A 25,546-nucleotide genomic window follows, 5' to 3' on the forward strand; every position below is an offset into this window, starting at 1 on the left:
CTCTTCAGGGAATCACTTTAAATCAGCAAAACGTTCGCCCCTTTGCAGCGTCATCAATGGCATTGCAAAAAACTTTTTAGCCTAACACCAGAAAAGGGATTTTTTACCGACCGCCGCAATATTTTGTCGCCGAATCACCTTCTGATTTAGATCACTGCTGTGACAATATTTCGTGCGACCTACCCAAGGCTTTCCGCACCGGCACCCCCACCACAAATCCGGGGAGCCAATCCCTCGTTATTCGCAAGTCAAAAATAATCGACAAGGAAACACCATGCCTCATTTTACTTCCTCGCAACTGGCCGAATTCAAAAACCTGCCTAATACGGTCGAAACCCTTGTGGTGGGTGCCGGTATGGCCGGGCTCTATTGCGCCTGGCGCTTGCAGCAATCAGATCCCGGCAGCAGCGTCATCGTTGTGGATCGCAGCGGCCGCACCGGCGGGCGCCTGGATTCCGACCTGGTACATTTTGCCGATGGGGAAACGGTGAAAGAGGAAGAAGGTGGTATGCGCTTCACCTTTGAAGACATGGATGACCTGATGAGCCTGTTCCTGCTCCTCGACCTGGATGACCAGATCGTGCCCTTCCCCATGAGCAGTGGCGGCAACAACCGCCTGTGTTACCGCGGCCACAGCTTCACCAATCAGTTTGCGCGGGAAAACAATTACAGCATCTGGAGCCAGCTGTACGACCTGCGCCCGGAGGAACAGGGGATAGATCCCAAGTCCATCCTGGATACCACCTTCAACCGGATTCTGGCGGAAAACCCCGATTTCAAAGAGCGGCCCGATCAGCGCACACCGGAGTTCTGGCAGAAGTTCCGCCTGGACTGCCAGTGGCAGGGCGTACCATTGAAAGACTGGACCCTGTGGAACCTGTTCAGCGACATGGGCTATTCGAAGGAGTGTATTGAGCTGCTGTACAACCTGCTGGGCTTTAACGGCACCATTCTCTCGCAGATGAACGCCGGCATCGCCTTCCAGCTACTGGAGGATTTTCCGGATAACCCACAATTTCACACGCTGGAAAACGGCTTCAGCACGCTGCCCAATGCGCTGGTCGAAAAGATCGGCAAGGAGCGTATCTTCCTCGAAACCGGCGTGATCGGGATCGAGGGCACCGAGCAGGACGAATACTACACCGCAAAAACTATCGGTCCCGACGGTGAACTGGGCGAGATCCAGGCCAAAAAAATCATACTGGCACTGCCGCGCCTGCCACTGGAAAAACTGTTTGCAGCCTCCCCGGCCGTCTACGCTCTGCCCAAAGAGCGCTCCGAGACCCTGTGGAACACACTGCAGACCACCACCAACCAGCCGCTGGTCAAAATCAACCTGTACTACGAACAGGCCTGGTGGGGCACCAACCTGACCGGCCGCGAGCCGGTGGCCTTCGGCCCCAACTTTTCCGACCTACCACTGGGCTCCGTCTACCCCTTCTACGCTATCGACGCCCCGACTTTTGCCGCGCTGGAATACGAAGAGCTGATGAAGGAGCTGGGCCGGGATATACCGCCGGAAACGCAGGCAAGAGTCGACCAGATCAATCAGAAGAAATACAAACTACCCGCCGCACTGACGATCTATTGCGACTTTATGAATGTCAATTTCTGGGAAGCACTGCAGAACAACGGACCGCTGTTTGATTCGCCCATGCAGGAAAAATACAGCCAGAAAGTGCCGCAAACGATATTTCCGGCCTCCCAGGCGGTAGTGAAACAGGCAACCGATTTTTTCCAGCAGCTGTTCAACACCCACTATGTGCCGCAACCGATGATGACCAGCACCCGCATCTGGAGCGGCAGCACCCGCTTCAACCGCCCGGCCAGCGAGCAGTTCGATTTCGCCGTTCACCAGTGGGCACTGGGCGCCAATGATAGCGAAGTCATGGCGTTGATGGCCGAGCCACTGCAGCGCATTTACACCTGCGGCGAGGCCTTTTCCGATGACCAGGGCTGGGTAGAAGGCGCCCTGCGCTCGGCGGACCTGGCGTTGCATAAGGGCTACCAGCTCGACCCGATCAGCAAGGTCTACGAACAGACCCATGGAGAATCTCCCTCCAAGGCGATCAAAGACCGCTATGTGGCCGCCAGCACCGTGCGCATCCAGGAATATATCGATCCGAATTTCGATCCCAATGAATCCGAGAAGAAGCCCGGCATCACCACCGCGCCGGGCGACTTTGCCCTCAACCTCAGCTACTTCGACCAAGTTTGAAGCGATTTCAGGGAGAGCAATCATGCAAGAGACAACGACCGTCGCCGACTACCTGAAATTGCGCCTGGAGCAGCTGGGCGTGGAGCAACTGTTCGGCGTTGCCGGCAATTATACCGCCGGCTTCCTCGATACGATTTTGAGCGACCCGAAATCACCCATCACCATTTCCGGCAATGCCAACGAACTGTGCGCGGGCTATGCCGCCGACGGCTATGCGCGCACCAGGGGCATCTGCGCAACTTACGTCACCTACAGTGTGGGGGCCTTCAGCATCCTGAATACCATCGCCGGCTCCTTTACCGAGCAGGTGCCGGTGCTGCTGATCAACGGCGCGCCCACCAACAAGGAGTATGCCACCGAGCGGCACGCCGGCCTGCTCTACTCCCACACCACCGGCTACCAGAAGGTGGACATCCATATGTTCCGCCCCATCACCGCCGCCGCAGAGCGCATTATCGATGCCAGGCAGGCGCCCTACCAGATTGACTCGGCGCTGATGGCACTGCTGACCCAGCAGCGCCCCGCCTATCTGGAAATTGCCGAAGACCTGTGGCGCGCGCAGTGCCCGGCGCCGCATAGGGAGCTCAAGGTGGACGCCCCCGCCTCGGTTACCGTGAGCTCGGTCAAGCAGGCAGTACAGGCCACCGTGGAGTTGATGCGCACCAAGCCCAAGCCACTGTTCTGGGCCGGCGTCGAGCTGCAGCGCCAGGGCCTGCAGGCGGAATTCGAACAGATGCTGGAGCAGGTCAACCGGCAACTGCCGGCCGAACGCGAAATCCGCTTTGTCACTTCCGCCCTGAGCAAGAGCGTAATTTCCGAGGGCAACCCCTACTTCGAAGGCAGCTATACGCTCAGCGAGGCAGAGATCAGCAAACTGGTGGGTGACGACGGCTGTATCGTCGGGATCGGTGCCTGGACCATCGGCAAGGATACCGGCGACGAGAATATCCGCGGCGACAATATCGCGCTGGCCGCGCAGGGCGGCGTCCTCTGTGGTGCAGACTACTATGCCAGCGTGGAGCTGGGCAGCTTTATCCGCGAACTCGGCGCGGCGCTGGCGGAGTCCGTCGCTGCCGACACCAGCGCCGTCACCGGCCTGCGCCTTGCCGACAAGCTCGCCACTGCCAGCGCCGCCGAAGCGGCGGCGCCAGACACGCTCGGCTACGACCGCTTCTTCCAGGCGCTGGAGCCCTGGCTGAGTGAAGAAGATATTCTGGTGGTGGACGCCGGCTTCCCGCTGCTCGCCGCGCAACCTATCCGGGTTCCCGCCGCCGACAGCTTTGTCGCGCAGGCCGCGTGGCTGTCGATCGGTTACTCGGTGGCGGCCGCCACCGGGGTCAAGTGCGCCCACCCGGACAAACGGGTTGTGGTGACAGTCGGCGACGGTGCCTTCCACGAGACCTGCCAGGCGCTGTCGGACCAACTGGCCTACGGACACAACACCGTGGTGTTTGTGCTGGCCAACGGCATCTACGGCGTCGAGCAGTACATCGTGAACCCCAATCCGTTCCGCAAGCCGCCGGATGAATACGGTCCTCCCAACACCATTCTCAACAAGCCCTACGCCTATAACCAGTTACCCGCGTGGAACTTCGACCGGCTCGCCGAGGCGTTTGGCGGCCTCGGGCGCACGGTGGGCAGTGCGGACGAGCTGGCGCAGGTTCTGGTCGAGATCCGCGAGAAACCACAGGACCGTTTCCTGGTAACTATCCAGGTTCCGGAAACCGATATTCCCGGAGCACTGCGCCAGGCCGTCGATCATACAGTGGGCGAAGACGAAGTCGGCAATGACTACTGGCCGCCCGGAGATGTCTTTTGACAAGGTGTTGTTCGCACAAGGAAGAGTGCACCGGACGGATATCACCCGATAAGCCGTTCGGTGCTCCCCACACCAATACAGGAAAAATCCAATGAGCACACTTGCCCTGTTGAGCTCCAACGACAGCAGCACCCGGGTCGCCACCGTGCAGGCCAACCAGGCCTGGCAGCCAACCCAGGTGACCGTCCCTCCCGGAATCGAAGTAACCATTGCCTTCCAGAGCGGCAAATGGACAGCCGATCCCAACCGCAATCACGGCCAGCTGTACGATGCCAATGGCGACCCCGGCACCACGGTGCCGGCCGACTACACCAGCTACCCGGTTCCCGGTGCGCCTATAGGGGCGCTGGTCGCCCGCTTTGACGGCACCCCGTTCCTGGTCGGCGACGGCACTTACCGTATTCTGTCGGAAAAAGGCGGCATGCTGGAGCTGTGCATCAACGACGACCTGACCGGCCAATACGGTGCCGGGCTCACCGACAATGAAGGCAGCATCGACGTAGAAATCGCGGTGTATGCCAACACCAATACCAAGGCGGATCTCTCGCAACCACTGGTCAGCGACCCGGCGCAGATGTCACCGGAAGTCCCCACCGCGGCGCTGGGCCCGCTGCAGCACCTGATTGGCACCTGGACCAACCAGAACCAGCCCGACTCGGACAGCGGCGGGCCGGATTCGCCCTACTCGTACAATGTGATGCCGCTGCCGCAAATGGATCCGTCGTCACCCTCCGGCTATATCCTGAAGAATTTCCGCTACTACGAAGAGCTCACCTTTACCGCCATCCACGGTAACGCCCCCAATCGCGGCGGCAAGGGCCAGCAGGTGGCCTATACGCTGTTCTACGAGCAGCGCGTGTATTTTGCCGAGGGCCCCAACAAGGATGCCCTGGTGCACGCGGAAAACGGTTCCCTGCTCTACCTGGTGGATACCGAGCAGCCATTGGGCCCCTATGGCAATGGCGATAATCCGGGCCTCGGCGATATGGCGGTCCAGGGCAGCACGCCACCGACGCAAAAGTATAACCTGGTGAAACAGGTATCGGTCCCGCACGGCAATTCCATTCTCGCGCTCGGCAACTACAGCGATACGGGTAATAACGGCAATGGGGTCCCCGACATACCCGCGGTCTCGCCACTGCCAACCGGCGTCGACACCGAGCAGTATGAAACGCAGGATCCGGTCAGCAACCCCCACCCCGCCCTGACCAAGGACCCCAACCTGGCGCTGAAGAATGCGTTAGGTACACGGCCCTGCACCAAGTACATCGCGCTGAGCATGTGCGGTGACAACAGCAGCGACAGGGGCGCGGTGACCAACATCGGGTTTGAGCAGGAACATGCCAACGTCACCCAGTACGACTGCACCTACTGGCTGGAAGCCTTCGACAACAGCCCCAACTTCACCCAGCTGCAGTATTCCCAATCCATCACCATGGCGATGCCCATCAACGGCAAGACCATCAGCTTCCCGCATATCACGACCAATACACTGACCAAAGTCTCCGGTTCGTAAAGCGCAGGCGCACTCCCGGCACAGGCCGTGAGTGCGGCGAGCGGGGCTTCTTCTATACCCGCGCGGCGGCCTGTTGGGCCGCGCGGGCACCGTGCTCAAACGCCCCGATCACATTCTGGGCGCCATTCAGTTCCGAGTGCGCAATGATAATGCGCCCGTACCCCTGTTTGACGACCTCCAGCGGATTGACGGAATGGTCCGCGCGCATCATAAAGCCCGCGGGGCGCGCGAGGCGCGCGTGGCCCCAGCGATTCAGCACTATGCCAGCAATATCCCGCCTGGCATCGAAACCATAGGCACTGAACATTCGGCTCATCTGCTGGCGCAGCATCAACTCGTAGTCCGTATAGTTGGTGCTGAACAGGCGCATACGCCCTGCCACTGTCTGCCTGCGCGCATCCATTTCACCGGGCTGGTACAGACCCATATAGAGGGTAAACAGTGTCGGTTTGTCAGGGTCCATCGGCGGTGTGTGGCCGGCCACCTGCATCGGCGCGCGGATATTGCCGCAGAAACCCAGCTGGTGCTCATCGTCAAACCAGCGCACGGCACCAACGCCCATTTTCGCCAGGAAACGCCAGTTGGTCAGCGCCACATTGATCACCAGGGCCGGAGCGTGAATGAATTCCTGATAGGCGTCGTGAATCGCGGACGGCATATCGGTAAGCACATGCCGGTTGACCCAGCCACCGCTGGCCATGATTACCTGGCCAGCGCTGACTCTATGCAGCTTGTTGTTCTGCTCGTAAGCCACCTCAACCCGATCGCTGTCGTGATCGCCATTCCGGTGTTGCACTTTCACCACCGTCGCCGCCATACGAACGCGGGTGGCCTGATCGGCCCGATCCAGCGCGGCGAAATTTACCGGTCCGTGCAACAGGTCGGCGAAACCATCACCCTCGATAGACCCGGGAATCATCTTGCGCACCAGCGCGCGGGCAAAGGCGCTGTTGCCGCCGGGGAATGACGGGATGGATTTATTCAGGTGCATCACGAAGTGGCTGGCTTCGCGCGCCGAGGCCACATCCGGACTCAGGCCCGTAAGCAGGCCCACCAGCGGCCGCGACATGTCGAGCACCGCCTGGTCGTAGCCTTTGACCTGGCGAATGAAATGGCTGTAGCTCATGTTGTCGAGCTTGAAATCGTCGAGCCCCGCGCGACCACCCTTGTTCGCCCGCCAGGCCAAAAGGTCGCGCCGCGCCGCCGCGCCAAACGGGGTGCGCTGCAGTTTGTCCGCCCAGATATTTTTACTGAGATAGGGAGATTCGGCGCCTTCAGCCACGCCGAAGTAATAGCCCACATCGACCAAGTTCTCACCGATACCATCCATGTTGGTGTAGTTGTCTGTCGACAGGCGAATGCCGCCCTGGCTCTCCGAGGGCTGAATAAAATCGTATTCACGGGGCAGCTCGAGTTCCGTGAACAGCTGATCCAGCTGTGTACCGGAACCCGGCGCCGGAACGGCGAAATCATTGGCCGCCTGCGGACCGGTCAGCGGAACGCCGTCAACGACAAAATCATTCTGTTTGGAAGCACCGCCGAAGATGGGGTGGTTGTCGAGCAACAGGCAGCGCTTCTTGCCGCCGGTCAGTTTCTGGAATTCATAGGCGGCCAGCAAACCGGCCGGTCCACCGCCGACGATGACCAGATCATAGTGCTCGGTTTTATCACTTGCCGGCAGTTGCGGCCAGCTGTTGTCGCGAATCCGGTGCGCGGCCTGCATCACCGCATAGGTATTGCCATTGGATTTCGCGTAATCGCCGACACCGCCGTAGCCGGTCCACGGATCCCAGCTCGGCCTGGCATCTCCAGCGGCAGCGGACTTGGCGCTTACTCGCCCCGATATACCGCACAGCGCCATGGCACCAGTCGCCAACACGCCATTGACAAAATCCCGGCGGGTAATCGCGCTGTCCATCCCCAGGGTTTCGGCCTGTTTCTTTTTATTGTTCATATCGACAATCCAGTAATCAGTTACAGCAATACCTCAGTGCACGCTGGATGCACTACACACCTCATACTAAGGCTTTGCCAAAGTCGCCTCCAGATCAGCGTCGGTGAGTCACCCCGGTATTGGCTCGGCTCGTAGAGAATCCCATTCGAATGAGCACACCACTTGCGAGACCTGACGCGGATACGGCAACCGGTCATGGCCGGCAAGCAATTGGAAGGCGCCGACCCCATCAACGGAATTGGAAATAGCCGGAATTCAACTGCGTCGCAGGAATCGCGTCATTGCAGAAAAAGATAAAGATACGCCGGCATGAAATTCGCACTGCGATATTCATCCGGGCCGTTTCCATCAGGGCGGTAGAGAGACTGGATTCGCAGCGACAAACACCACCAGCACAGGCGCACCGGATGTCGGGGATTTATCGGAGGGATATAAAAACGGGAGCCTCGGTCGAGGCTCCCGTAATGTCAGCCCGCTGCCACACGGCAGCGGGCCACAGGCTTAGCGCCCGGCGATTAAGCAGCGATCAGGAAGCTGCCTCGGCCGGCGCCATATCCGCACCACCATTGTGGTGGTGGTGTTTGGCGGTCAACTTGCTCATCAGTGGCAGCGCCGCCAGGGCGATACCGGTGGCAACCAGACCGGCCACACCCAGCTTGTTGAACAGGTCGGTGTAAATGGGCAGCGATTCCAGCGGGTTGGTAATGCCCTTCGGAATGCTCGCCAGGTTGGCGACCACACCGCCCAGATACTGGGAGATACCCACGGCCACGAAGTAAGCGCCCATCATAAAGCCACCCATACGCGCCGGCACATAGCGGGCAATCATCGCCAGGCCCAGGCCGCTGACCAGCAGCTCACCCAGGGAGTAGAAGCCGTAACCGATGATCATCACCCAGGAAGACGTCTTGCCGTTGACAGCAAAGTGACCGGCCACGCCGTACGTGAAGAAACCCACCGCCACAACGGAGAAGCCCAGGGCGAATTTGGCCGCGATGGAAATATCCTTATCGCGACGACCGGCCCAGTTGTAAACCCACGCCAGCAGCGGGCTCAGCAGCATGATCCAGATCGGGTTCAGGGCCTGGAACTGGGCCGGCGACCAGGTCCACAGATGGTGGCCGAACAGCTGGAAGTTCCAGTCCACGTTACGCAGTGCGAACAGCGCCAGCGAGGTGGACATCTGCTGGTAGAAGATAAAGAAGAATACGGTTTGCAGGGTCAGCACCAGCGCCGCAATCAGGCCAGCGCGCTCGCTTTCGACACTGCTGCGAATCAGGTGGACGAAGATGCCGAGCACCACAAAACCGGCCACGTAGACAAACAGGCGGGCAACCGACTGGTATTCCAGCACGATGGTGGAACCGATAATGGCGAGCACGGAACAGCCCAGCACCGCCAGCAGTTTCTTCTTGTCCAGCGGCTGCTCATCGGGTTCGGAACCGTAATGGGCCAGGGCCATACGCATCAGCAGGTAGTTGGCCAGACCAACCACCAGGCCCACGGAGCAGACGCCGAACGCCACGTGCCAACCCAGTTCGTGTCCCCAGGCCTGGTTAAAGTGATCCTTGATCCACGGGGTCAGCAACATGGAGAAAGTGGAGCCCACATTCACTGCCATGTAGTAGATGGTAAAGGCGCTATCGATTTTGGAATCGTCGCCCTCGTAAATCTTGCGTACCAGGTTGCCGGCATTCGGCTTGAACATGCCGTTACCAACCACGACCACGCCGAGCGCGGCAAACAGGAAGCTGGCATTTTCCGTTGGCACCGCCATCAGCGCGTAGCCGAGACTCAGGATACCGGCACCGAGGAACATGGTGCGCTTGGTACCGAGCACCTTGTCGCCGACCCAGCCACCGATGGCCGGTGCGACATAGATAAGCGCTGCAGCGGCGGACCAGACCAGGTTCGCGCGGCTGTCGTCAAAGCCCAGGCGTTGCACCATAAAGTACACGATCAGCGCCTGCATACCGTAGTAGCCGAAGCGCTCCCAGAGCTCGATGAGTGTGACTGTCGCAAACGATCTTGTTTGCGAATAAGAAGGTAGTTGTTTCGTCATGCGGGTACTGCCTAATATTTGTTCTACTTTGCCGCCGCGACTGTTAAGTCATCTTTTTAAAATTGCGACTGGTGGGCAGCAATGTATGCGAATCGCAAGATTTTGCAAATATTTAACCCGGAACAAACGTGACCCCGGCTAACCCGAGAGTCGAAATTCGCCCTCGTTACAGGACGGGAATTCGGTGCGGTTGCCCGCATATTGAGGCGCGGATGTCGATCGATCCCCCGCCATTCGGGCAGTCTGACAACCTAGCGTCTGCAGCCGGCCACGCCGCCATACCATTATTCAAATTCGGATCACAGGCCGACTTTGACAGTGTTAAAAAATGTAAATAACCGCGTAAAAATCACACACCCCAGTTGCGCCGGCCCCGCCCTGCCTCCAGCAGATGGCCTCCCAAACGCGCCGCGTATCAAAAGCAGACAGACCATCACCACGCCATCAATCCCAATCCCCCGAAAGCCCGGCATCTCCCCACCCACCCAGGATACCCCTGCGGAAGTCACGGGACCGGCCCCTGCGGGTGGCGCACCAGGCAAACCGCTAAGCCCCTGATTTTTGTATCAATTTCCAAATTAATATTGACGGGATCCCAACGATTCATTAAAGTTCGCCGCCTCAACGCGCTCGTAGCTCAGCTGGATAGAGTACCTGGCTACGAACCAGGCGGTCGGAGGTTCGAATCCTCCCGAGCGCGCCATACAAAAAAGGCCCCATCCGCACGGATGGGGCCTTTTTTGTATGGCGCGTTTGGGCGGTGGACGAACCTCCCCAGGTTCGATCAACTCGCGCAAGCGAGTTGAGACCGAACGGAGTGAGCCCGTAGGGTCAAAAACGCCCCGGCGTTTTTGAGTCCATCCTCCCCCTCAGACAGCACAACCCCATCTCCATGGATAAGGCTTCTTGTATGGCACGCTCGGGCGGTGGACGAACCTCCCCAGGTTCGATCAACTCGCGCAAGCGAGTTGAGACCGAACGGAGTGAGCCCGTAGGGTCAAAAACGCCCCGGCGTTTTTGAGTCCATCCTCCCCCTCAGACAGCACAACCCCATCTCCATGGATAAGGCTTCTTGTATGGCACGCTCGGGCGGTGGACGAACCTCCCCAGGTTCGATCAACTCGCGCACGCGAGTTGAGACCGAACGGAGTGAGCCCGCAGGGTCAAAAACGCCCCGGCGTTTTTGAGTCCATCCTCCCCCACAGACAGCACATCCCCATCCGCATGGATAAGGCTTCTTGTATGGCACGCTCGGGCGGTGGGCGAACCTCCCCAGGTTCGATCAACTCGCGCATGCGAGTTGAGACCGAACGGAGTGAGCCCGCAGGGTCAAAAACGCCCCGGCGTTTTTGAGTCCATCCTCCCCCTCAGACAGCACAACCCCATCTCCATGGATAAGGCTTCTTGTGTGGCACGCCCGGGCGGTGGGCGAACCTCCCCAGGTTCGATCAACTCGCGCAAGCGAGTTGAGACCGAACGGAGTGAGCCCGCAGGGTCAAAAACGCCCCAGCGTTTTTGAGTCCATCCTCCCCCACAGACAGCACATCCCCATCCGCATGGATAAGGCTTCTTGTATGGCACGCTCGGGCGGTGGACGAACCTCCCCAGGTTCGATCAACTCGCGCAAGCGAGTTGAGACCGAACGGAGTGAGCCCGCAGGGTCAAAAACGCCCCGGCGTTTTTGAATCCATCCTCCCCGCAGACAGCACAACCCCATCCGCATGGATAAGGCTTTTTTATCGTGCGGGGGCGGACGAAAGCACCTACTTAAAGAGCAACCAGCTTCGCGGTCTCTCACCCCACACCTCAGCCGAGAAACTCACCATCCGCTGCACACATAAACTCGTCGAATACGCCCAATTCCTCTCCAAACGCTCGGAGCGCATCGGCATGGATATCGCCCTGCCGATAGAGCGCAGCAAGCGCGGCATAGGCAATGCTGGCGGCGTCCACCTCAAAGTATTTGCGCAGTTCCGCGCGCGATTCGCTCAAACCAAACCCATCGGTGCCCAGCGGCACGAAATAGCCCGGCACCCAGCGCGCAATACTGGCCGGCAGCGCACGCATATAATCCGTGCATGCCACAAACGGGCCCTGCACCGAATCGAGCACCTGCTCCAGGTAGGATTCGTGCTGGTCTTCGGGTGCCATCCGCCTCTGGCGCTCCACCCGCTCCGCATCGCGCGCCAGCTCCGTGTAACTGGTGACACTCCACACATCGGCAGCGATCTCGCGCGCAGCGAGCAGTGTCTGGGCCTCGAGTACCTGCTGCATGATGCTGCCGCTGCCGAACAGCTGTACCGAGGGTCGGGCAGGAGATTGCCCGGAAGATTGCACAGCTCCGACATCGGCCGCCGGCCGGAATCGATAAATACCTTTCTTCACACCCTCCTCGATACGCGCCTGCGCGCCCTCGGGGATCGCCGGCATGGGGTAGTTCTCGTTGTAGACCGTGAGGTAGTAGAAGACCTGCTCGCCGCGCTCGTACATCACTTCAATCCCGTCGCGCAGTAAGATGGCCAGCTCGTAAGCAAACGCGGGATCGTAACTGCGCAGGTTCGGTACGGTGGATGCGAGAATGTGGGAGTGGCCATCCTGGTGTTGCAGGCCCTCGCCATTCAGGGTGGTGCGGCCGGCGGTTCCGCCGAGCAGGAAGCCGCGGCACATACTGTCGGCACAGCCCCAGATCATGTCGCCCACACGCTGGAAGCCAAACATGCTGTAGAAGATATACAGCGGGATGGTGGGCACTCCGTGGTTGGCATAAGCGGTACCCGCGGCGAGGAAGGACGCCATGGCGCCGGCCTCACAAATACCCTCCTGCAGAATGTGCCCGTCGGCCGCCTCGCGATACGGCAGCAGGCTATCGGCATCCACCGGCAGGTACTGCTGCCCGTCGTGCGCATAGATTCCCGCTTCGCGAAACAGCGCTTCCATACCAAAGGTGCGCGCCTCATCCGGCACAATGGGCACAATATACCTGCCGACATTGCGGTCTTTGAGCAGCTTGGCCATCATCCGCACCACAGCCATGGTGGTAGACAGGGCGCGCTCGCCACTGCCGCGATAGAACTCATCAAACAGCGCCCTTTCCGGCGCCTGCAGCGGTGACGCTTCCACCCGCCGGTACGGCATGCCCCCGCCGAGCGCGCGGCGCTGCTCGCGCAGATAGCGCAGCTCTGCGGAGTCTTCCTGCGGGCGGTAGAGTTCCGCGCGGGCCAGCGCTTCGTCGGCCAGGGGTATCCCAAGCTTGCGCCCGATATCGATACGTTCTTCCGCGGAAAACTGTTTTTTCTGGTGCGCGGTATTGCGGCCCTGGGTCGATTCACCCAGTCCGTCACCTTTCACCGTTTTCACCAGAATCACCGTCGGCCTGCCGGTGCTCTGCGCGGCGCGGGCAAAGGCGGCGTATATTTTCTTCGGGTCCTGCCCGCCGCGCCGGATCTGCATCACTTCTTCATCGGTGAGGCTGCTCATCAGCGCCTGCAGCTCCGGCGAGTTTTCCACCCAGTGTTCGCGCTGGGCGCCGCCGGGCCGGGTGGAGTACATCTGGTAGTCGCCATCCAGGGTTTCGTCCATACGCTTCTGCAGCGCGCCACGGTGGTCGTTCTGCAGCAGCGTATCCCAGCCACTACCCCACACCACCTTGATTACCTGCCAGTCGGCACCGCGGAAACTGCGTTCCAGCTCCTGAATGATCTTGCCGTTTCCGCGCACCGGACCATCGAGGCGCTGCAGGTTGCAGTTGACCACCAGCACCAGATTGTCGAGCTTTTCGCGCGCGGCAATATTGATCGTGCCCAGCACTTCCGGCTCATCCGCCTCGCCATCGCCGATAAAATTCCAGATCTTGCCGCCGTTATCCGGTTTCAGGCCCCGCGCCTGCAGATATTTGGCGAAGCGAGCCTGGTAGATAGCGGAGGGCGTGGACAATCCCATCGAGGCCGTGGGCGCCTGCCAGAACTCCGGCATCTGCCGTGGGTGCGGATAGGAAGAGAGGCCGCCACCGGGCTGCAACTGACGACGGAAATTCTGCAGCTGGCACTCGCTGAGGCGCCCCTCCAGAAAGGCTCGCGCATAAATACCCGGCGCCGCATGCGCCTGCACGTTGAGCAGGTCACCGCCGTAACCCGCGTCGCGGCAACGGAAAAAATGATTGAACCCCACCTCGAGCATGGTGGCGGCGGAAGCGTAAGTGGCAATATGCCCACCGACCCCTGCCCCGCTGTCGACGGCCTGCAGGACCATCGCGATTGCGTTCCAGCGGATGATATTCTCGATTCGCTGCTCGATGGCGAGATTGCCGGGATAAGCCGGCTGTTCAGACAGCGGAATGGTATTGCGATAGGGCGTGTTCAGAGGCGCCTGAGCAACCGGCACACCACCCCTCACGAGGCGCTCCTGCAGTAGGCGCAGTATCTCCTGCGCGCGACCTGCCCCCTGGTGGCGCAGGATATCATCCAATGATTCCTGCCACTCCTGCAGCTCCAGATCCTGATCCTGATCCTGATCCTGATCATCAATGAAGTCGCGGGAATTAAGTTGCATGTTCACGGTGTGCGATTTCCGGTTCACTGGTAGGGAGAATTGGGAGGGAGAACAGCAGCGGGCGCCATTGAAACCCGGCTCAATGGCACCCGCACTGCCGACTATCCGCTGTTTTTAGCATCCGCCGCCGATCGGCCGGCTAGCCACCAATACTGGCCAGCGCCTGATCCAGGTCCGCCATAATGTCTTCGGCATTTTCCAGCCCCACCGCGAGCCGGATCAGCGTGCGGGAAATACCCGCTTCGGCCAGTTCTTCCGGTTCGTAGGTGGAATGTGTCATCGAGGCCGGGTGCTGGATCAGGGTTTCGGCATCGCCGAGGCTGACCGCGCGCTTGCACATCTTCAGCTGGTTGATGAATGCCACCGCCTGCTCGAAGCTGCACTTGAGCTCGAACGCCATTACGCCGCCGGCACCGTGCATCTGCTTGCCCAGCAGTCGATAGCCCGGATGGTCGGGCAGACCGGGGTAGTAAACTTTCTCGATGGCGCGGTGACCCTGCAGGTGTTCGGCCACCTGCTGCGCGTTTTCGCTGTGGCGCTGCACGCGCAGGTGCAGAGTCTTGAGACCGCGGATTACCAGCCAGGCATCGTGCGGGCTCATCACCGCGCCCATATCCTTGCGCGTGGTCATCTTGATGTGATTGATCAGCTCGGCGGGCCCGCACAGAATGCCGGCCACCACATCGCCGTGGCCGTTCAGGTACTTGGTGGCGGAGTGCAGCACCAGATCAATACCGTGGGTCGCCGGGCGCTGCAGGATGGGCGACATGAAGGTGTTGTCGATCACGGTAACAATGTTGTCGTGCTCGCGCGCCACGGCAGCGATGCTATCCAGGTCGATCACGGTCAGGCAGGGGTTGATCGGCGTCTCGCCGTAGATCACTTTGGTATTCGGCTTGATGGCCGCGCGCAGCGCCTGCTCATCCGCCAGATCCACGAAGCTGACCTCGACACCGAGCGCCGGCAACTGGTGATTGAACAGCGCAAAGGTACAGCCGTAGAGGCGATGGGAAGTGACCAGGTGATCGCCGGCCTTCAGCAGCGCGAAGATCGCCGCGGAAACCGCCCCCATGCCGGAACCGAAAGCCGCCGCAGCCTCGGTTTCCTCCAACACCGCCATGCGGGCTTCCAGCTCATCCACGGTGGGATTGCCGAGCCTGGAATAAATATGGCCCTGGGCCTCGCCGGCAAAGCGATCGGCGCCCTGCTGCACATCGTCAAAGACGAAGGTCGAAGTCTGGTAGATCGGTGTCGACAGCGGTCCGTGCTCGCCCTGGGACTTCTTGCCACCGTGAATGGTGTTGGTTTCGATATTTTTTGATTCCCACATAGGTGCCTCTCTTATCGTTATCAATCAGACAGGCACAGGTATGTGGCCCGCCTAGGGTTCCGGCAAATCCAGCTGTGTGGTCTGCTTGAGCGCCTTCAACACAATGCTGGTATGGATACGGGCAATGCCCGGCAGCGGTATCAGCCGCGTAGCAATGAACTGGTCGAGCGCCCGGTTGTTCACGGTGGAGACCTTGATCATGTAGTCGTACTCACCGGTAACGTGGTAGCACTCGAGGACTTCCGGCATCGCCACCAGGCGATCCAGCACCTCGGCGATGCGCTCGTACTGGTGTAGCTCCAGGGCAATCTCGATCAGGGCCAGGTTGTCGTGACCCAGCTTTTCCCGGTCGAGCATCGCCGCGTAGCCGCTGATATAGCCCTGCTCCTCCAGCCGCCGGACCCGCGCCAGCGTCGCCGGCGGAGACAGGTGCACGCGGTCCGACAGCTCCACATTGCTGATCCGGCCCTCGGCCTGCAGGACCCGCAGGATGGCGATATCCAGCCGATCCAGCGACGAAACTGAGTTTAACATTCGGCAACCTTTGCAGATTTAAATTAGGCAAACAGAACATTATTCCTAATATTATTAACAGGCAAGGCCATTTTGAGATCGGGAATGAAGAATCTTCTGTGCCCGGTCAGTCGGGCTTTTCGATTGTTAGGTGGGGGCGGCTATCCCCGAGCGGGTGACCCGGCTGAGTGACCGGACGGCTGGAGCGGACAATGCCGATCGGGCAGCGTGCTGACTCGCTGCGCGTAGGCTTCGGCGAACGCAGTCCCGGCGCCCGGCTCCAAGGCACGGGGAAAGTGCAGAGACAGAGACTTACAACAGAGAGAAAACCACCTCATACGGGGTCACGGCATAAATCACATCGGCGTGGATCTTAGAAGAGAGGAAGCGGCAACAACCGGCGACTCACTACAATCGTTTCAACCTGCGCCATCCAATGTATTCCCCCAACTTTTCAATTACGTACCAATTACATCCCGCTGACATCACCCGGCAACGCCGGGAGCAGCAGATAAATACCAGGATGTTCACCCACCCTAAAACTATGACGAAATCGACACTGAAAATCGGACGCACATCACGCATTGAGAACCAAAAAAAATAAAACCCAACCCGAAAAAGAAAAACTCTTTATCACATGCGGAATGGAAAACACCTTCTATCTGAATCCAAAAAGAACAGATACAGCCCTTCCACTCAAAACAGACCAGATACAAAAAACTAAAAAATTAAACTAAAAAATTTAAATTATTTACTTTCGCACTCAACGCCAAAAAAACTTCATCCTTTATATTGAACACAAAAAATCAACATAAAAACCACAATAAAACCCAACCACTAAAATATTCCCAACTTACTCACCAAAAATAAAAACCAAACATATTTCATTCACGGTCACAGAAAAAATCAATATCACTCAAGCAAAAAACCTAATTATTTTTTTAAAAACACCAATAAAATAAATTATTGCTCACATTACTTCCGCCAGCACCCACAAATAAAATCAAAAAAATTACACTCCATAATCGACTACCGGACACAAACACCTTCAGCGTACTAAATCCGTCAAGCTGGAGTTGATTAATAAAATGAAACAAGCGCCCACATCGATATTAATCCTAGACACAAACAATTCCACGTTGATAGATTCACACCACTTCCCGACAAACCAAAGTGGATATAATGTCAATAACATTATCCCCCGGTGTTCGCACCTTCGAGCATCCATCCGGCCAGTCTGTCGCCCGCGGCGCAATTGCCAGTCGACTTCTCGCGATCGGCATGGCCCGGAAAGGTCCAATCAATACGCCCGTTGCGATCCGCAGTTTCGAACAATATATCGAGCACTTCGGTGACGACCTGACTTACGGCGAGCTCGGCATACAGATGCGCCAGGCCTTCACGGCGGGCCTCGGTGATGCGGTGGTGGTGCGTACCGCCGACCAGGCCCACGCAGCGCACTATGTCATCAAGAGCGAATTCGGCGAGGACACGCTGCGTATCGAGGCACTTGACCCCGGAGAATTGGGCGATGCGATCCGCGTCTCGGTCGACTACGAAACCCCGGACCCGGAGCTGACGTTCAACCTGACATTCTGGCGCATGACGGTCGACGATCAGGATCGTGTCGGGCAGACCGACAGGGAGGCATTTACCGGCCTGTCCATGGACCCCCAGGCATCGAACTTCGTGCAGCGCATCGTGAATGGCACTTCCCGGCTGGTGCGTGTGACGCGTGTGGTTCCCGAGCCCGAAGCGCCCGACCTAACGCAAAACAACGAGGCGCTGGTCTACAGCCAGTCCGGTTTCTACTTTGCTCATGAGAATGACCTGAATGATTTCCTTGCCGCCATTGCCGGAGAGCCGCAGTTTATCGTCGAGATCGACGGCCGCGACCGGGTGAAGGTAGCGCTTGAAAATCCGATCACCCAGGAATCCATCCAGAGCGCGATCAACGATGCGCTCGGCAACCGCTCTCTCTCCGCCCGGGTAAACGTGACCGCAGGCAACGGCGATAACGGCTTTGCGCTGCGGATCGCCGTAAACAGTGAAGATGGCACCCGCTCGATTCGTATCCTGCCCGCGGTGCAGAACGACGGCGCGGCGGCGCTGGCGCTGGGCAGCCTGCAAGGCGGTCTGGAGGTGGGCCTCTACTCGCAATACCGGCCGGCAATGACCGGGGTCACTACACGGCCCTTCGACGCGGCAGATGACAATACACCGCTCGAGGGTCTACTGCCCGCGGTGGCGCAGCCATGGGAGATCAACTTCGCAGACGGCACCGCAGACGGCAGCTTAACGACTGCCTTGGAGTGGGGAATTGCCGGCGCAACAAGTCCGATGGACGACGGCGATGCCGGCACACCGCTCTCGCTGGCGAGCCTCGCCACCAACCTCGACAGTCTCGTGGCAACCCTGAACGCCGCCGATCCGCTGGGGCGGATCTGGAACTTCAGCCGGATCGGCTACCGGCTGCGGGCAGTCCGCAATGACGGAATGCTGACGCCGTCTGAAGAGGCAACCCTGACTGCCGGTATCGACTATTTCGACAACGCCGTGGGTATCCACCCGGCCTACGCGCTCGAACAGGGCAGCAACGGTCACGCGCCGCTGCTCGCCAATTATCAGGACGCGTTCCGCAAGGTTTCACGCGAAGTCGATATCTTCAATATGCTGATTCTGCCGCGCGGGGATGCACAGACTGATGCGCAGCGCGGCGCGATCTGGGGGGCCGCCAGCGCCTTTTGCCGCGAACAGAACGCCCTGCTGATCATGGACCCGAGAAGCGACGATGACAGCTGGTCGACCGTCGACGAGGTCACCGCAAAAGCCCAACTGATCGATTTCAAGAGCGGCGTGATTCCCGAAGTGTCCTGCGTCTTCTGGCCGCGAGTCAGAACGCCACTGGGACGCACCCAGATCCATGTCGATCCATCCGGCACCATGGCGGGCGTGATCGCCTCAACGGTGGCGCGGCTCGGGGTGTGGAACGCCGCGGCCGGCCTGTCCGCGCCGCTGGTCGGCGTTACCGGGCTCGAATACCCGATGTCGGATGCCGACAACGGCGTGATCAACCCGCGCGGGATCAATGCGCTGCGTGCCAAGTCGACCGGCAACGTCAGCTGGGGCGTCCGCACCCTGGCCGGCGACGACGATTTTTCTAACCGCGACTTCGCCTACATCCCGGTACGCATGACCACTGACTTCATCAAGAACTCGCTGCAGGCGGCACTGCAGGAGTTCGTGTTCAAACCGAACAACCGGGTCACCTGGGCCAATATCGAAATGATGTGCCGCGCCTTTATGCACGGCCTCTACGAGAAGAAGGCCTTCCGTGGCGCAACGGTCGATGACGCCTACCGCGTGCGCTGCGACGAGACCACGACCTCAACCACCGATATCGCACTCGGTGTCATGAATGTCTGGGTCTACTTCGCACCACTATTCCCGGCCGAATTCATTCACCTGCACGTTCAGCACCAGTTCGAGCAACCCTCACTTTAAGGAGGGCGACCATGCCCATCACGCCTGTCACGGTCCGTCCGACCCCGCTGACCAACGCCTACTTCGAATTGTTTCTCGAGGGGCAGTCAGTCGCCGCCGTCACCGCCATCGGCGCTATCAAATCGAGTGTCGCCGCGAATCCGTCCAAGGACGGCACCCAGCTTTACTCGGTCTACAGCCCCGGCGCGGTGACCTACGAGGCCTGCGAGATCAAGCAGGCACAGGTGCTCGATGTCGCGCTGCTGAACTGGTTCGAGCAAGTGCACAGCCCGGTCAGCGCTGGTGCAATTTCCGTCGACGGGATGAAGAAGAACCTGATGATCCACGTCAAGGACAGCCAGATGCGCCCGCGCATCCAGCATGAGCTGTTTGCCTGCCTGCCCACCTCGATCGCCTGGGATGCGCTGGATTCCAACGCCGAGGCAAATACCTTCCTGACTTTCTCGCTGCAGTACGAATACAGCCTGACGAAATACCTGGAACCCTGATCACAGGAGGCGACGTGGGGCAGATAATGGCGGGACAAGTCATTTATGGCGTCGGTAAACGGCGCAACTATGCGTGCCGCCCCCTGGACGAGCAGGCATTGTTCCGGCTGGGCGCCAACCCGGACCGACTGATGCCGCTGGCGCTGATGCAGGGTGAGAACAACCTGTCGCCGGACGATCTGCCGGAGCTCCCACTGATCGACTACGAGCTGATGCTGGCACACCTTTACGCCGGCACTTTCGGCTCCGCGATCGACCAGAACATCGACTGCCCGGATTGCGGCAAGAAATTCTCTGTGGCGTTCTCCCTCAACGACTGGGTGCGCGAAGTCCGCCGCGGCCTGGCACCGCGCAGGGACAGAATCTTCGATAACGTACCCTACGCGCTGCCGACGCGGGCGATCCTGGCATCGGTCAAGCGCGACCGAAAGGCCCTGGCACACAGGCTCTGGCAGGGCGAGACGGCCCTGCGCGCTGACAGGATCGCCGCCTTCGAGGCCGAAGTCGCGAAGGCCTGCCCCCTACTCACCGACGAAATCGAGGCCCCCTGCCCGCGCTGCGGAGAAACCGCGCGCAAGCGCTTCACGCTGCGCGGCCACCTCGCGACACGCCTGCATACCTGGTTGCGCACGCTGTTATCCGATATTCATGTGCTGGCTTCCTGCTACCACTGGTCCGCCGCCGACATCCTCGACCTGCCGCGCCAGACACGCGTTGCACTCATCGACACCATCCAACTGCAGCGCCGTCGCGCGCGCGGTTCGCACTGAGGGCAGTTGAGCAATGGCAGGCTATTTCGAAGACCTTCTCGACAGTTACCAACCGTCCGAAAACACCGCCGCGGCAAATACGCCGTGGACCGACCCGATTGCCGAAGACACCGCTGCAGACCTGCCGTTTTCTGATACGGGCACCCGGCCAAGCACCGACTACGACATAGCGCCGCCCGCTCAACCCGTAGCCCCCGCCGCCGAAACATTTCCGGAGCAGCCTCAGGCCGCTGCGGAATCTTTCGAAGAGCCCCGGCAGCTCCCGGAGGCCGAACCGCTCGAAACCGTCGAGAGAGTCGTCGAACGCGAAACCCGTATTATCGAGAATGTCGCAGAAGTGTCCCCGCCACCGGAGCCCGACAACGACATGCCGCGGCCGCTGCCCGATGCGGACGCTTTTGTGCCGGAAGAAATCGATCCACCGACCACACATGTCCACCAGCACTTTGCGGTTGCCGAGAGCCGCAAGGCATTCGAGCCGGACCCGGACAATAGCGCGCCCCCACCACCGGCGGATCGATACCCGGCACCCGAACCCGCCGAGCTGCCCGAGCACCGACCCGACCCGACGCTGGCGGCGATCGAGACCGAGCTGGCCCGCGCCCTCGACCGCCTGCACGGCGACGGGCAAGCACAGCAACCGTTTGTCTCGGCCGACGATTTCGAACCCGAGGCGGCCGACCACCCGATCCCCGCGGACATAGAATCCGTGCGCGAGGTCACCCGCGAAGTCGTCACCGAGATCCATCATCACCACACCACAGAGAGCCGTGTAGAGCCGCCTGCGGCGCCCGCCCCCAGAACCGCCGCCGAAGCCTCGCGAATCGGTCCGATCCGCTTCGCCGCGGCCTGGAAGACCGGGGAACGCTAAATGGCCGTCACCCAGCTGTCCCAGGTTACCGCGTCCCTCGAGACGCTGCTCGCGGCGAACATCGAGCGGCGCCTCGGTGGCGTGTTGACGATTAACACGAGCGCGGTGTCACCGCTCGATGCATCGCCGGTTACCAATCTCGTCAATATCTACCTCTATCACCTGTACCCCGAGGGCAAGCCCGACCCGACCGAGGAACCGGCGATCAGCCCGTCCCGCCCGGCCTTCTTTTCCAAGCCGCTGACACTTCACTACCACCTGACCGCCTATCAAGCGTCCGGGGGGCTGACGCACCTGACCGAACAGGACCTGCTCGGCCATGCGCTGGCGACACTGCTCGACCACCCCGAGCTGGACGACGCTCTCGCCATCGGGCCGGTTGCGGTGTTCGACGAAGCACTGGTCGGCGCGGACAACCGCTTCGAGATCGAGGTCGTGGTCAAGACGGACAGCGAGGCCCTCAATGTCTGGCCGGCGTACGACGGCGGCTCGGTGCGGCCGAGCCTCTATTTCAAGGTCAAGAATGTGCGCCTCCAGCCCGAAGTGCCACCGGCGCTGTCCGGGCCGATCCTGACCGTCGGCGACGCGGCCCAGCCGAATATGGGACCGCGCCTGTTGCGCGTAACGAGCACCATCACCGCATCCCTCCCGGGAGCGGACGGCAGTGTGCCGCGCCAGTTCACCCGCACACCGGCGGAGCTGTTCCTCGGCGCCGGGCCGGACGACCGCACCCTGCTGCTGCGCGGCACCGGCATCGACCGTTTCGCGGACATCGAACTCACCGTGCCCGTGGGCGACGCCATGGAAACCTTCCGCATTAATTTCGAGGCCAATGCCGCGAATGGCTGGGCGATCGATGACGCACACGGCGAGGTCCGGGTCACCGCCGGCACAGTGGTTGCGCGCCCGGTCGCCGGCATGATGCAGCCACTCTCGCTGGAACCCGGCGATGCACAGATCCGCGTTCTGAGCAGCGCGCCCGGGGCGCAGTACGGCGAATCCACTTCTATCGAAATCCCGTCGAAGCGTTTGCCATTCACGCTGAATCCCCACATCGCACAAGCGGACCAGGTCGCCGGCCGACACTTCCGCCTCGACCTCGACGGCGACTTCGACCTAGAGACGATGGCGCCGGCGGACAACCATGCCAGCTTCCTGCAACTGGCGCTGGGTGGTGCCCTCTACCACGTGCGCGATTCGGCCGCCGCCCTCGAGGCCGGGGAGGCCGCCATCGCCGGTCCGCGACGGATTGACTATGTGCTGTTCGATGAGGCCGATGCGCAGGTGCCAGCCTATGTGCAGCTGTGGATCCGCAACGCGGTCAGCCAGCCGTTCTGGGTCGGGGGGGCTTAGATGCGCAATTTTGTCGAGCACTATGCCGCCGAGATGGACACCATCGTCGAGCTGACCGAAACAGCGCTGACCAGCCGCGACGAGGATGCGCGGATGCAAATGCTGCGCGCACGGCTCGTCGACCCCGAGACTTCGCGCTTTGCCAGGGTGGCGCAGATGCTGGGCCTGACACCGCCCGAATGCGACCTGCTGATCTGCCTGATTGCCCACCATGTGCAACCACGCCTCGACACGGCGATCCGCGCGAGGTCGGCGCATCCCTATATCCATGAAGCGCTGGTCCGGGAGATTTTCTCGCTGGAGCGGATGCCGATTTACACCTCCGACAGCGCCCTGAATGGCTGGCAGCTTGTCCGCGCGCGCGATATGGGCCCCGGCGCGCCGATGGCCTTCGACATCGACCTCGCGGTAGTCGAATGGCTGGCCGGCAGGCCGGGGCTTGCGCCGGCGCTGCGACAGGGGCTGACCCGCTACGACGCACCGGTATCTGGTGACGGCATCGCGCACGACGTGGCGCAGGTGATCCGCAGCGAGAGCGGCAAGTCCCATGGAATCGTTTGCGAGCTGACCGGCAGCGCCGATGCCGACAGCATCGGGACCGCCGCCGGCGTGGCATCGGCGTTGAACACCAGCCTGTGGGTGGTGCAGGCGCAGGAGGAGAAATTCAGTGACGAGCAGCTGCTCCGCATCCACCGGTTCGTCACCGTCCAGAATGCAGCGCTCTACTGGCAGGCGCCCGAGGCCCGCCACCTGCAACCGCGCATTTCGCCATCCGCGCGGCTCCAGTTCACCGCCGGTAGCGATACCCGGTCTGTGCGCACCTCCGCAACCCACAGATACCTGAGCTTCGAGATTCCCACCCCCAGTCGCAATGTACTGCGCGAACAGCTGCGCGCGCGCTTTCCAGACGCACCGGAAAGCAAGCTTCGCCGCGTTGCCGCGATTCGCGGCGTGGACACCCCACTGATCGAGGAAACGCCCTGCGCCGACATCGACGCGCTCGCCCGCCACGCACTGGCACGCAGCACGCGCGCCCTGCATGCGTGGGCAATGCCGCTGTCGACGGACGTGGGCTTCGATGACCTGATTATGGATCCGCCGCTGCGCGCGCGGCTCGAGGAACTGGTCGCGCAGATACAAACCCAACACGAACTGATGGACAGGCCTGAGGTCGCCCGGGTCTATGCCCAGGAGCGGGCGCTGTCGATTTTGCTGCAGGGGCCGCCCGGCACCGGCAAGACACTGAGCGCGCGGGTGCTGGCCGGCGAAGCCGGCCTGCCGCTTTTTCGCGTGGACGTAGCCAGCCTCGTCAGCAAGTGGCGCGGCGAGACCAACAAAAACCTGCGCGAGATGTTTCGGGTGGCGACGCGCTCCGGTGCGATCCTGTTTGTCGACGAGTTCGATGCCGTCGCCTCGAAACGCACCGACACCCGCAACGAGATCGCGCGCGCCGACAACCAGAATACGGCCTATTTCCTGCAACTGATCGAGAACGTGTACGAAGGCACGATGATCTTCGCCACCAACCGCCCCAAGGAAATCGACGAGGCGATGCTGCGCCGTATTCGCCACACACTCGACTTCCAACCCCCGGGGGAATCCGAACGCACAAAGCTCTGGCGGCTCGCGCTGGCGCCTTTCAAACCGACTGACGAGCTGATGGAATTTACCGGCGTGCTCGGCCCTGCGTTCAGTTTCTCCGGTGCCCGCATCAAGGCGGTGGTGCTGAACGCATACGCGCAGGGGGCTGCCAGCGGCAAAGCGGCGCTGACCGTCGACGCGCTGCGCCGCGCAACGCTGGCCGAGGCCCGCCAGAACGGTCGCCTGCCCGGCAAGCGCGAACTGGCGCGCGTGCTTTCCTACGGCAACGCAGAAACCGGCGAGGTGCACGCATGAGCCTGAGCGCCCCGCCGATAAAGTCCGTCAAGGGCGCATTGATCCAGCTCAATCCGAAAACCGGCGTAGTCGGGATCGCGGAAAGCATCCCCAACGTGGTGCAGTTCGATATCAACCCGGAGACGCTGACCCGCACCTTCACACCGTGGAAAGCGGAGGCGGCCGAGGGCGTGCCGAGTCCCGGCGCCCCGGTACAGCCGATCGAGGTACCGCAGAAGTTCACCGGCTTCGAGATCAAGATTGACCCCTATGCCGCCAAGGGTTCGCTGATCCCGCCGAATTCGTTCAGCGTCGAGGCCCGCCTGGCAGCCCTGCGCAAGATGATCGAGCCCACCAAAGGCCTGGTCGGTGACCTGTTGCAGTCGGTGGCCGATCTCACCAACACCGGTGCATCGGACTACCACCCGCCCGAGATCGCTCCGGTCATTCTCTGGCTCGGGGCACGCATCATCCTGCCGGTACAGATCGAGAGTTTCACCATCACCGAGCACCAGCACGACGCGCTCTACTACCCGATCCGGGCCACCGTGGCCATGGAACTGAAAGTGCTGACTCCCGACTACTTCCACTGCAGCCACAGCGACGCCGCCGAGATCGCGATCGCAGCGTACGAATACACCCGCGCGCAGGGTGACCTGCTGGCGGTCGCCAATCTGGCCGACCTGTCGCCGCTGTGGCGGCTGATCGCGCCGCTCTGAAGGAGA

15 protein-coding genes and 1 tRNA gene are annotated in these 25,546 nt (G+C 60.8%); 11 read left to right on the top strand and 5 right to left on the bottom strand.

Annotated features, from left to right (window positions below; translation table 11 throughout):
- Positions 1 to 274 precede the first annotated feature (274 nt).
- From ABDK11_RS11650 to ABDK11_RS11660, 3 genes are all read left to right on the top strand, one after another.
- A complete protein-coding gene (locus ABDK11_RS11650) occupies positions 275 to 2,218 on the top strand; it encodes an FAD-dependent oxidoreductase (protein WP_346836683.1) in 1,944 nt (647 codons plus the stop codon).
- A 22-nt stretch (positions 2,219 to 2,240) separates the two neighbouring features.
- Entirely contained in the window at positions 2,241 to 4,037 is a 1,797-nt protein-coding gene (locus tag ABDK11_RS11655; protein WP_346836684.1) for a thiamine pyrophosphate-dependent enzyme, read from the top strand.
- A gap of 91 nt (positions 4,038 to 4,128) precedes the next feature.
- Positions 4,129 to 5,553, top strand: coding sequence for a heme-binding protein (locus tag ABDK11_RS11660; protein WP_346836685.1), 1,425 nt, complete (start codon positions 4,129 to 4,131; stop codon positions 5,551 to 5,553).
- 52 nt (positions 5,554 to 5,605) lie between these two features.
- On the opposite strand, the gene ABDK11_RS11665 is transcribed toward ABDK11_RS11660, so the two are convergent.
- Both ABDK11_RS11665 and ABDK11_RS11670 read right to left on the bottom strand, forming a co-directional pair.
- Positions 5,606 to 7,507 carry an FAD/NAD(P)-binding protein gene (locus tag ABDK11_RS11665; RefSeq protein WP_346836686.1) on the bottom strand — a complete coding sequence of 634 codons (1,902 nt, stop codon included), beginning with the start codon at positions 7,505 to 7,507 and terminating at the stop codon, positions 5,606 to 5,608.
- Positions 7,508 to 8,033: 526 nt separating this feature from the next.
- Positions 8,034 to 9,569: an oligopeptide:H+ symporter gene (locus ABDK11_RS11670; protein ID WP_346836687.1), complete on the bottom strand. Its 1,536-nt coding sequence runs from the start codon at positions 9,567 to 9,569 to the stop codon at positions 8,034 to 8,036.
- Between the two features lie 626 nt (positions 9,570 to 10,195).
- Between ABDK11_RS11670 and ABDK11_RS11675 the strand changes: the two genes are divergently transcribed.
- Positions 10,196 to 10,272 (top strand) — tRNA-Arg (locus tag ABDK11_RS11675).
- A gap of 1,103 nt (positions 10,273 to 11,375) precedes the next feature.
- Here the strand turns inward: ABDK11_RS11675 and aceE are convergent.
- The 3 genes from aceE to ABDK11_RS11690 form a co-directional block, all read right to left on the bottom strand.
- Positions 11,376 to 14,117, bottom strand: a complete 2,742-nt coding sequence (aceE, locus tag ABDK11_RS11680) for a pyruvate dehydrogenase (acetyl-transferring), homodimeric type (protein WP_346840197.1) — start codon at positions 14,115 to 14,117, stop codon at positions 11,376 to 11,378.
- A gap of 139 nt (positions 14,118 to 14,256) precedes the next feature.
- Positions 14,257 to 15,447 carry a methionine gamma-lyase gene (megL, locus tag ABDK11_RS11685; RefSeq protein ID WP_346836688.1) on the bottom strand — a complete coding sequence of 397 codons (1,191 nt, stop codon included), beginning with the start codon at positions 15,445 to 15,447 and terminating at the stop codon, positions 14,257 to 14,259.
- A gap of 51 nt (positions 15,448 to 15,498) precedes the next feature.
- Entirely contained in the window at positions 15,499 to 15,981 is a 483-nt protein-coding gene (locus tag ABDK11_RS11690; RefSeq protein ID WP_346836689.1) for an Lrp/AsnC family transcriptional regulator, read from the bottom strand.
- A 1,161-nt stretch (positions 15,982 to 17,142) separates the two neighbouring features.
- Between ABDK11_RS11690 and ABDK11_RS11695 the strand changes: the two genes are divergently transcribed.
- From ABDK11_RS11695 to ABDK11_RS11725, 7 genes are read left to right on the top strand one after another with little or no spacing between them, the layout of a single operon-like run.
- Positions 17,143 to 19,464, top strand: coding sequence for a phage tail sheath C-terminal domain-containing protein (locus ABDK11_RS11695; RefSeq protein WP_346836690.1), 2,322 nt, complete (start codon positions 17,143 to 17,145; stop codon positions 19,462 to 19,464).
- Positions 19,465 to 19,475: 11 nt separating this feature from the next.
- Positions 19,476 to 19,952 carry a phage tail protein gene (locus tag ABDK11_RS11700; protein ID WP_346836691.1) on the top strand — a complete coding sequence of 159 codons (477 nt, stop codon included), beginning with the start codon at positions 19,476 to 19,478 and terminating at the stop codon, positions 19,950 to 19,952.
- Between the two features lie 26 nt (positions 19,953 to 19,978).
- The gene (locus ABDK11_RS11705) at positions 19,979 to 20,722 is read left to right on the top strand and encodes a hypothetical protein (RefSeq protein WP_346836692.1); all 744 of its coding nucleotides are present in this window, start codon (positions 19,979 to 19,981) and stop codon (positions 20,720 to 20,722) included.
- A 13-nt stretch (positions 20,723 to 20,735) separates the two neighbouring features.
- Positions 20,736 to 21,593 (top strand): hypothetical protein, encoded by an 858-nt coding sequence (locus ABDK11_RS11710; RefSeq protein WP_346836693.1) that lies wholly within the window; start codon positions 20,736 to 20,738, stop codon positions 21,591 to 21,593.
- A complete protein-coding gene (locus ABDK11_RS11715) occupies positions 21,594 to 22,946 on the top strand; it encodes a Pvc16 family protein (protein WP_346836694.1) in 1,353 nt (450 codons plus the stop codon). It abuts the gene before it with no gap.
- On the top strand, positions 22,947 to 24,842 hold the full coding sequence (locus ABDK11_RS11720; RefSeq protein ID WP_346836695.1) for an ATP-binding protein: 1,896 nt from the start codon (positions 22,947 to 22,949) through the stop codon (positions 24,840 to 24,842).
- On the top strand, positions 24,839 to 25,540 hold the full coding sequence (locus ABDK11_RS11725) for a hypothetical protein (protein WP_346836696.1): 702 nt from the start codon (positions 24,839 to 24,841) through the stop codon (positions 25,538 to 25,540). The genes ABDK11_RS11720 and ABDK11_RS11725 overlap by 4 nt, the downstream gene beginning before the upstream one ends.
- Positions 25,541 to 25,546 lie beyond the last annotated feature (6 nt).

The sequence above is a fragment of the Microbulbifer sp. SAOS-129_SWC genome (genome assembly GCF_039696035.1).
Classification (GTDB): Bacteria; Pseudomonadota; Gammaproteobacteria; order Pseudomonadales; family Cellvibrionaceae; genus Microbulbifer.

Coding starts and splice junctions, on each gene's coding strand:
- ABDK11_RS11650 (WP_346836683.1), top strand. CDS start 275: ATGCCTCATTTTACTTCCTCGCAACTGGCCGAATTCAAAAACCTGCCT.
- ABDK11_RS11655 (WP_346836684.1), top strand. CDS start 2,241: ATGCAAGAGACAACGACCGTCGCCGACTACCTGAAATTGCGCCTGGAG.
- ABDK11_RS11660 (WP_346836685.1), top strand. CDS start 4,129: ATGAGCACACTTGCCCTGTTGAGCTCCAACGACAGCAGCACCCGGGTC.
- ABDK11_RS11665 (WP_346836686.1), bottom strand. CDS start 7,507: ATGAACAATAAAAAGAAACAGGCCGAAACCCTGGGGATGGACAGCGCG.
- ABDK11_RS11670 (WP_346836687.1), bottom strand. CDS start 9,569: ATGACGAAACAACTACCTTCTTATTCGCAAACAAGATCGTTTGCGACA.
- aceE (WP_346840197.1), bottom strand. CDS start 14,117: ATGCAACTTAATTCCCGCGACTTCATTGATGATCAGGATCAGGATCAG.
- megL (WP_346836688.1), bottom strand. CDS start 15,447: ATGTGGGAATCAAAAAATATCGAAACCAACACCATTCACGGTGGCAAG.
- ABDK11_RS11690 (WP_346836689.1), bottom strand. CDS start 15,981: ATGTTAAACTCAGTTTCGTCGCTGGATCGGCTGGATATCGCCATCCTG.
- ABDK11_RS11695 (WP_346836690.1), top strand. CDS start 17,143: ATGTCAATAACATTATCCCCCGGTGTTCGCACCTTCGAGCATCCATCC.
- ABDK11_RS11700 (WP_346836691.1), top strand. CDS start 19,476: ATGCCCATCACGCCTGTCACGGTCCGTCCGACCCCGCTGACCAACGCC.
- ABDK11_RS11705 (WP_346836692.1), top strand. CDS start 19,979: ATGGCGGGACAAGTCATTTATGGCGTCGGTAAACGGCGCAACTATGCG.
- ABDK11_RS11710 (WP_346836693.1), top strand. CDS start 20,736: ATGGCAGGCTATTTCGAAGACCTTCTCGACAGTTACCAACCGTCCGAA.
- ABDK11_RS11715 (WP_346836694.1), top strand. CDS start 21,594: ATGGCCGTCACCCAGCTGTCCCAGGTTACCGCGTCCCTCGAGACGCTG.
- ABDK11_RS11720 (WP_346836695.1), top strand. CDS start 22,947: ATGCGCAATTTTGTCGAGCACTATGCCGCCGAGATGGACACCATCGTC.
- ABDK11_RS11725 (WP_346836696.1), top strand. CDS start 24,839: ATGAGCCTGAGCGCCCCGCCGATAAAGTCCGTCAAGGGCGCATTGATC.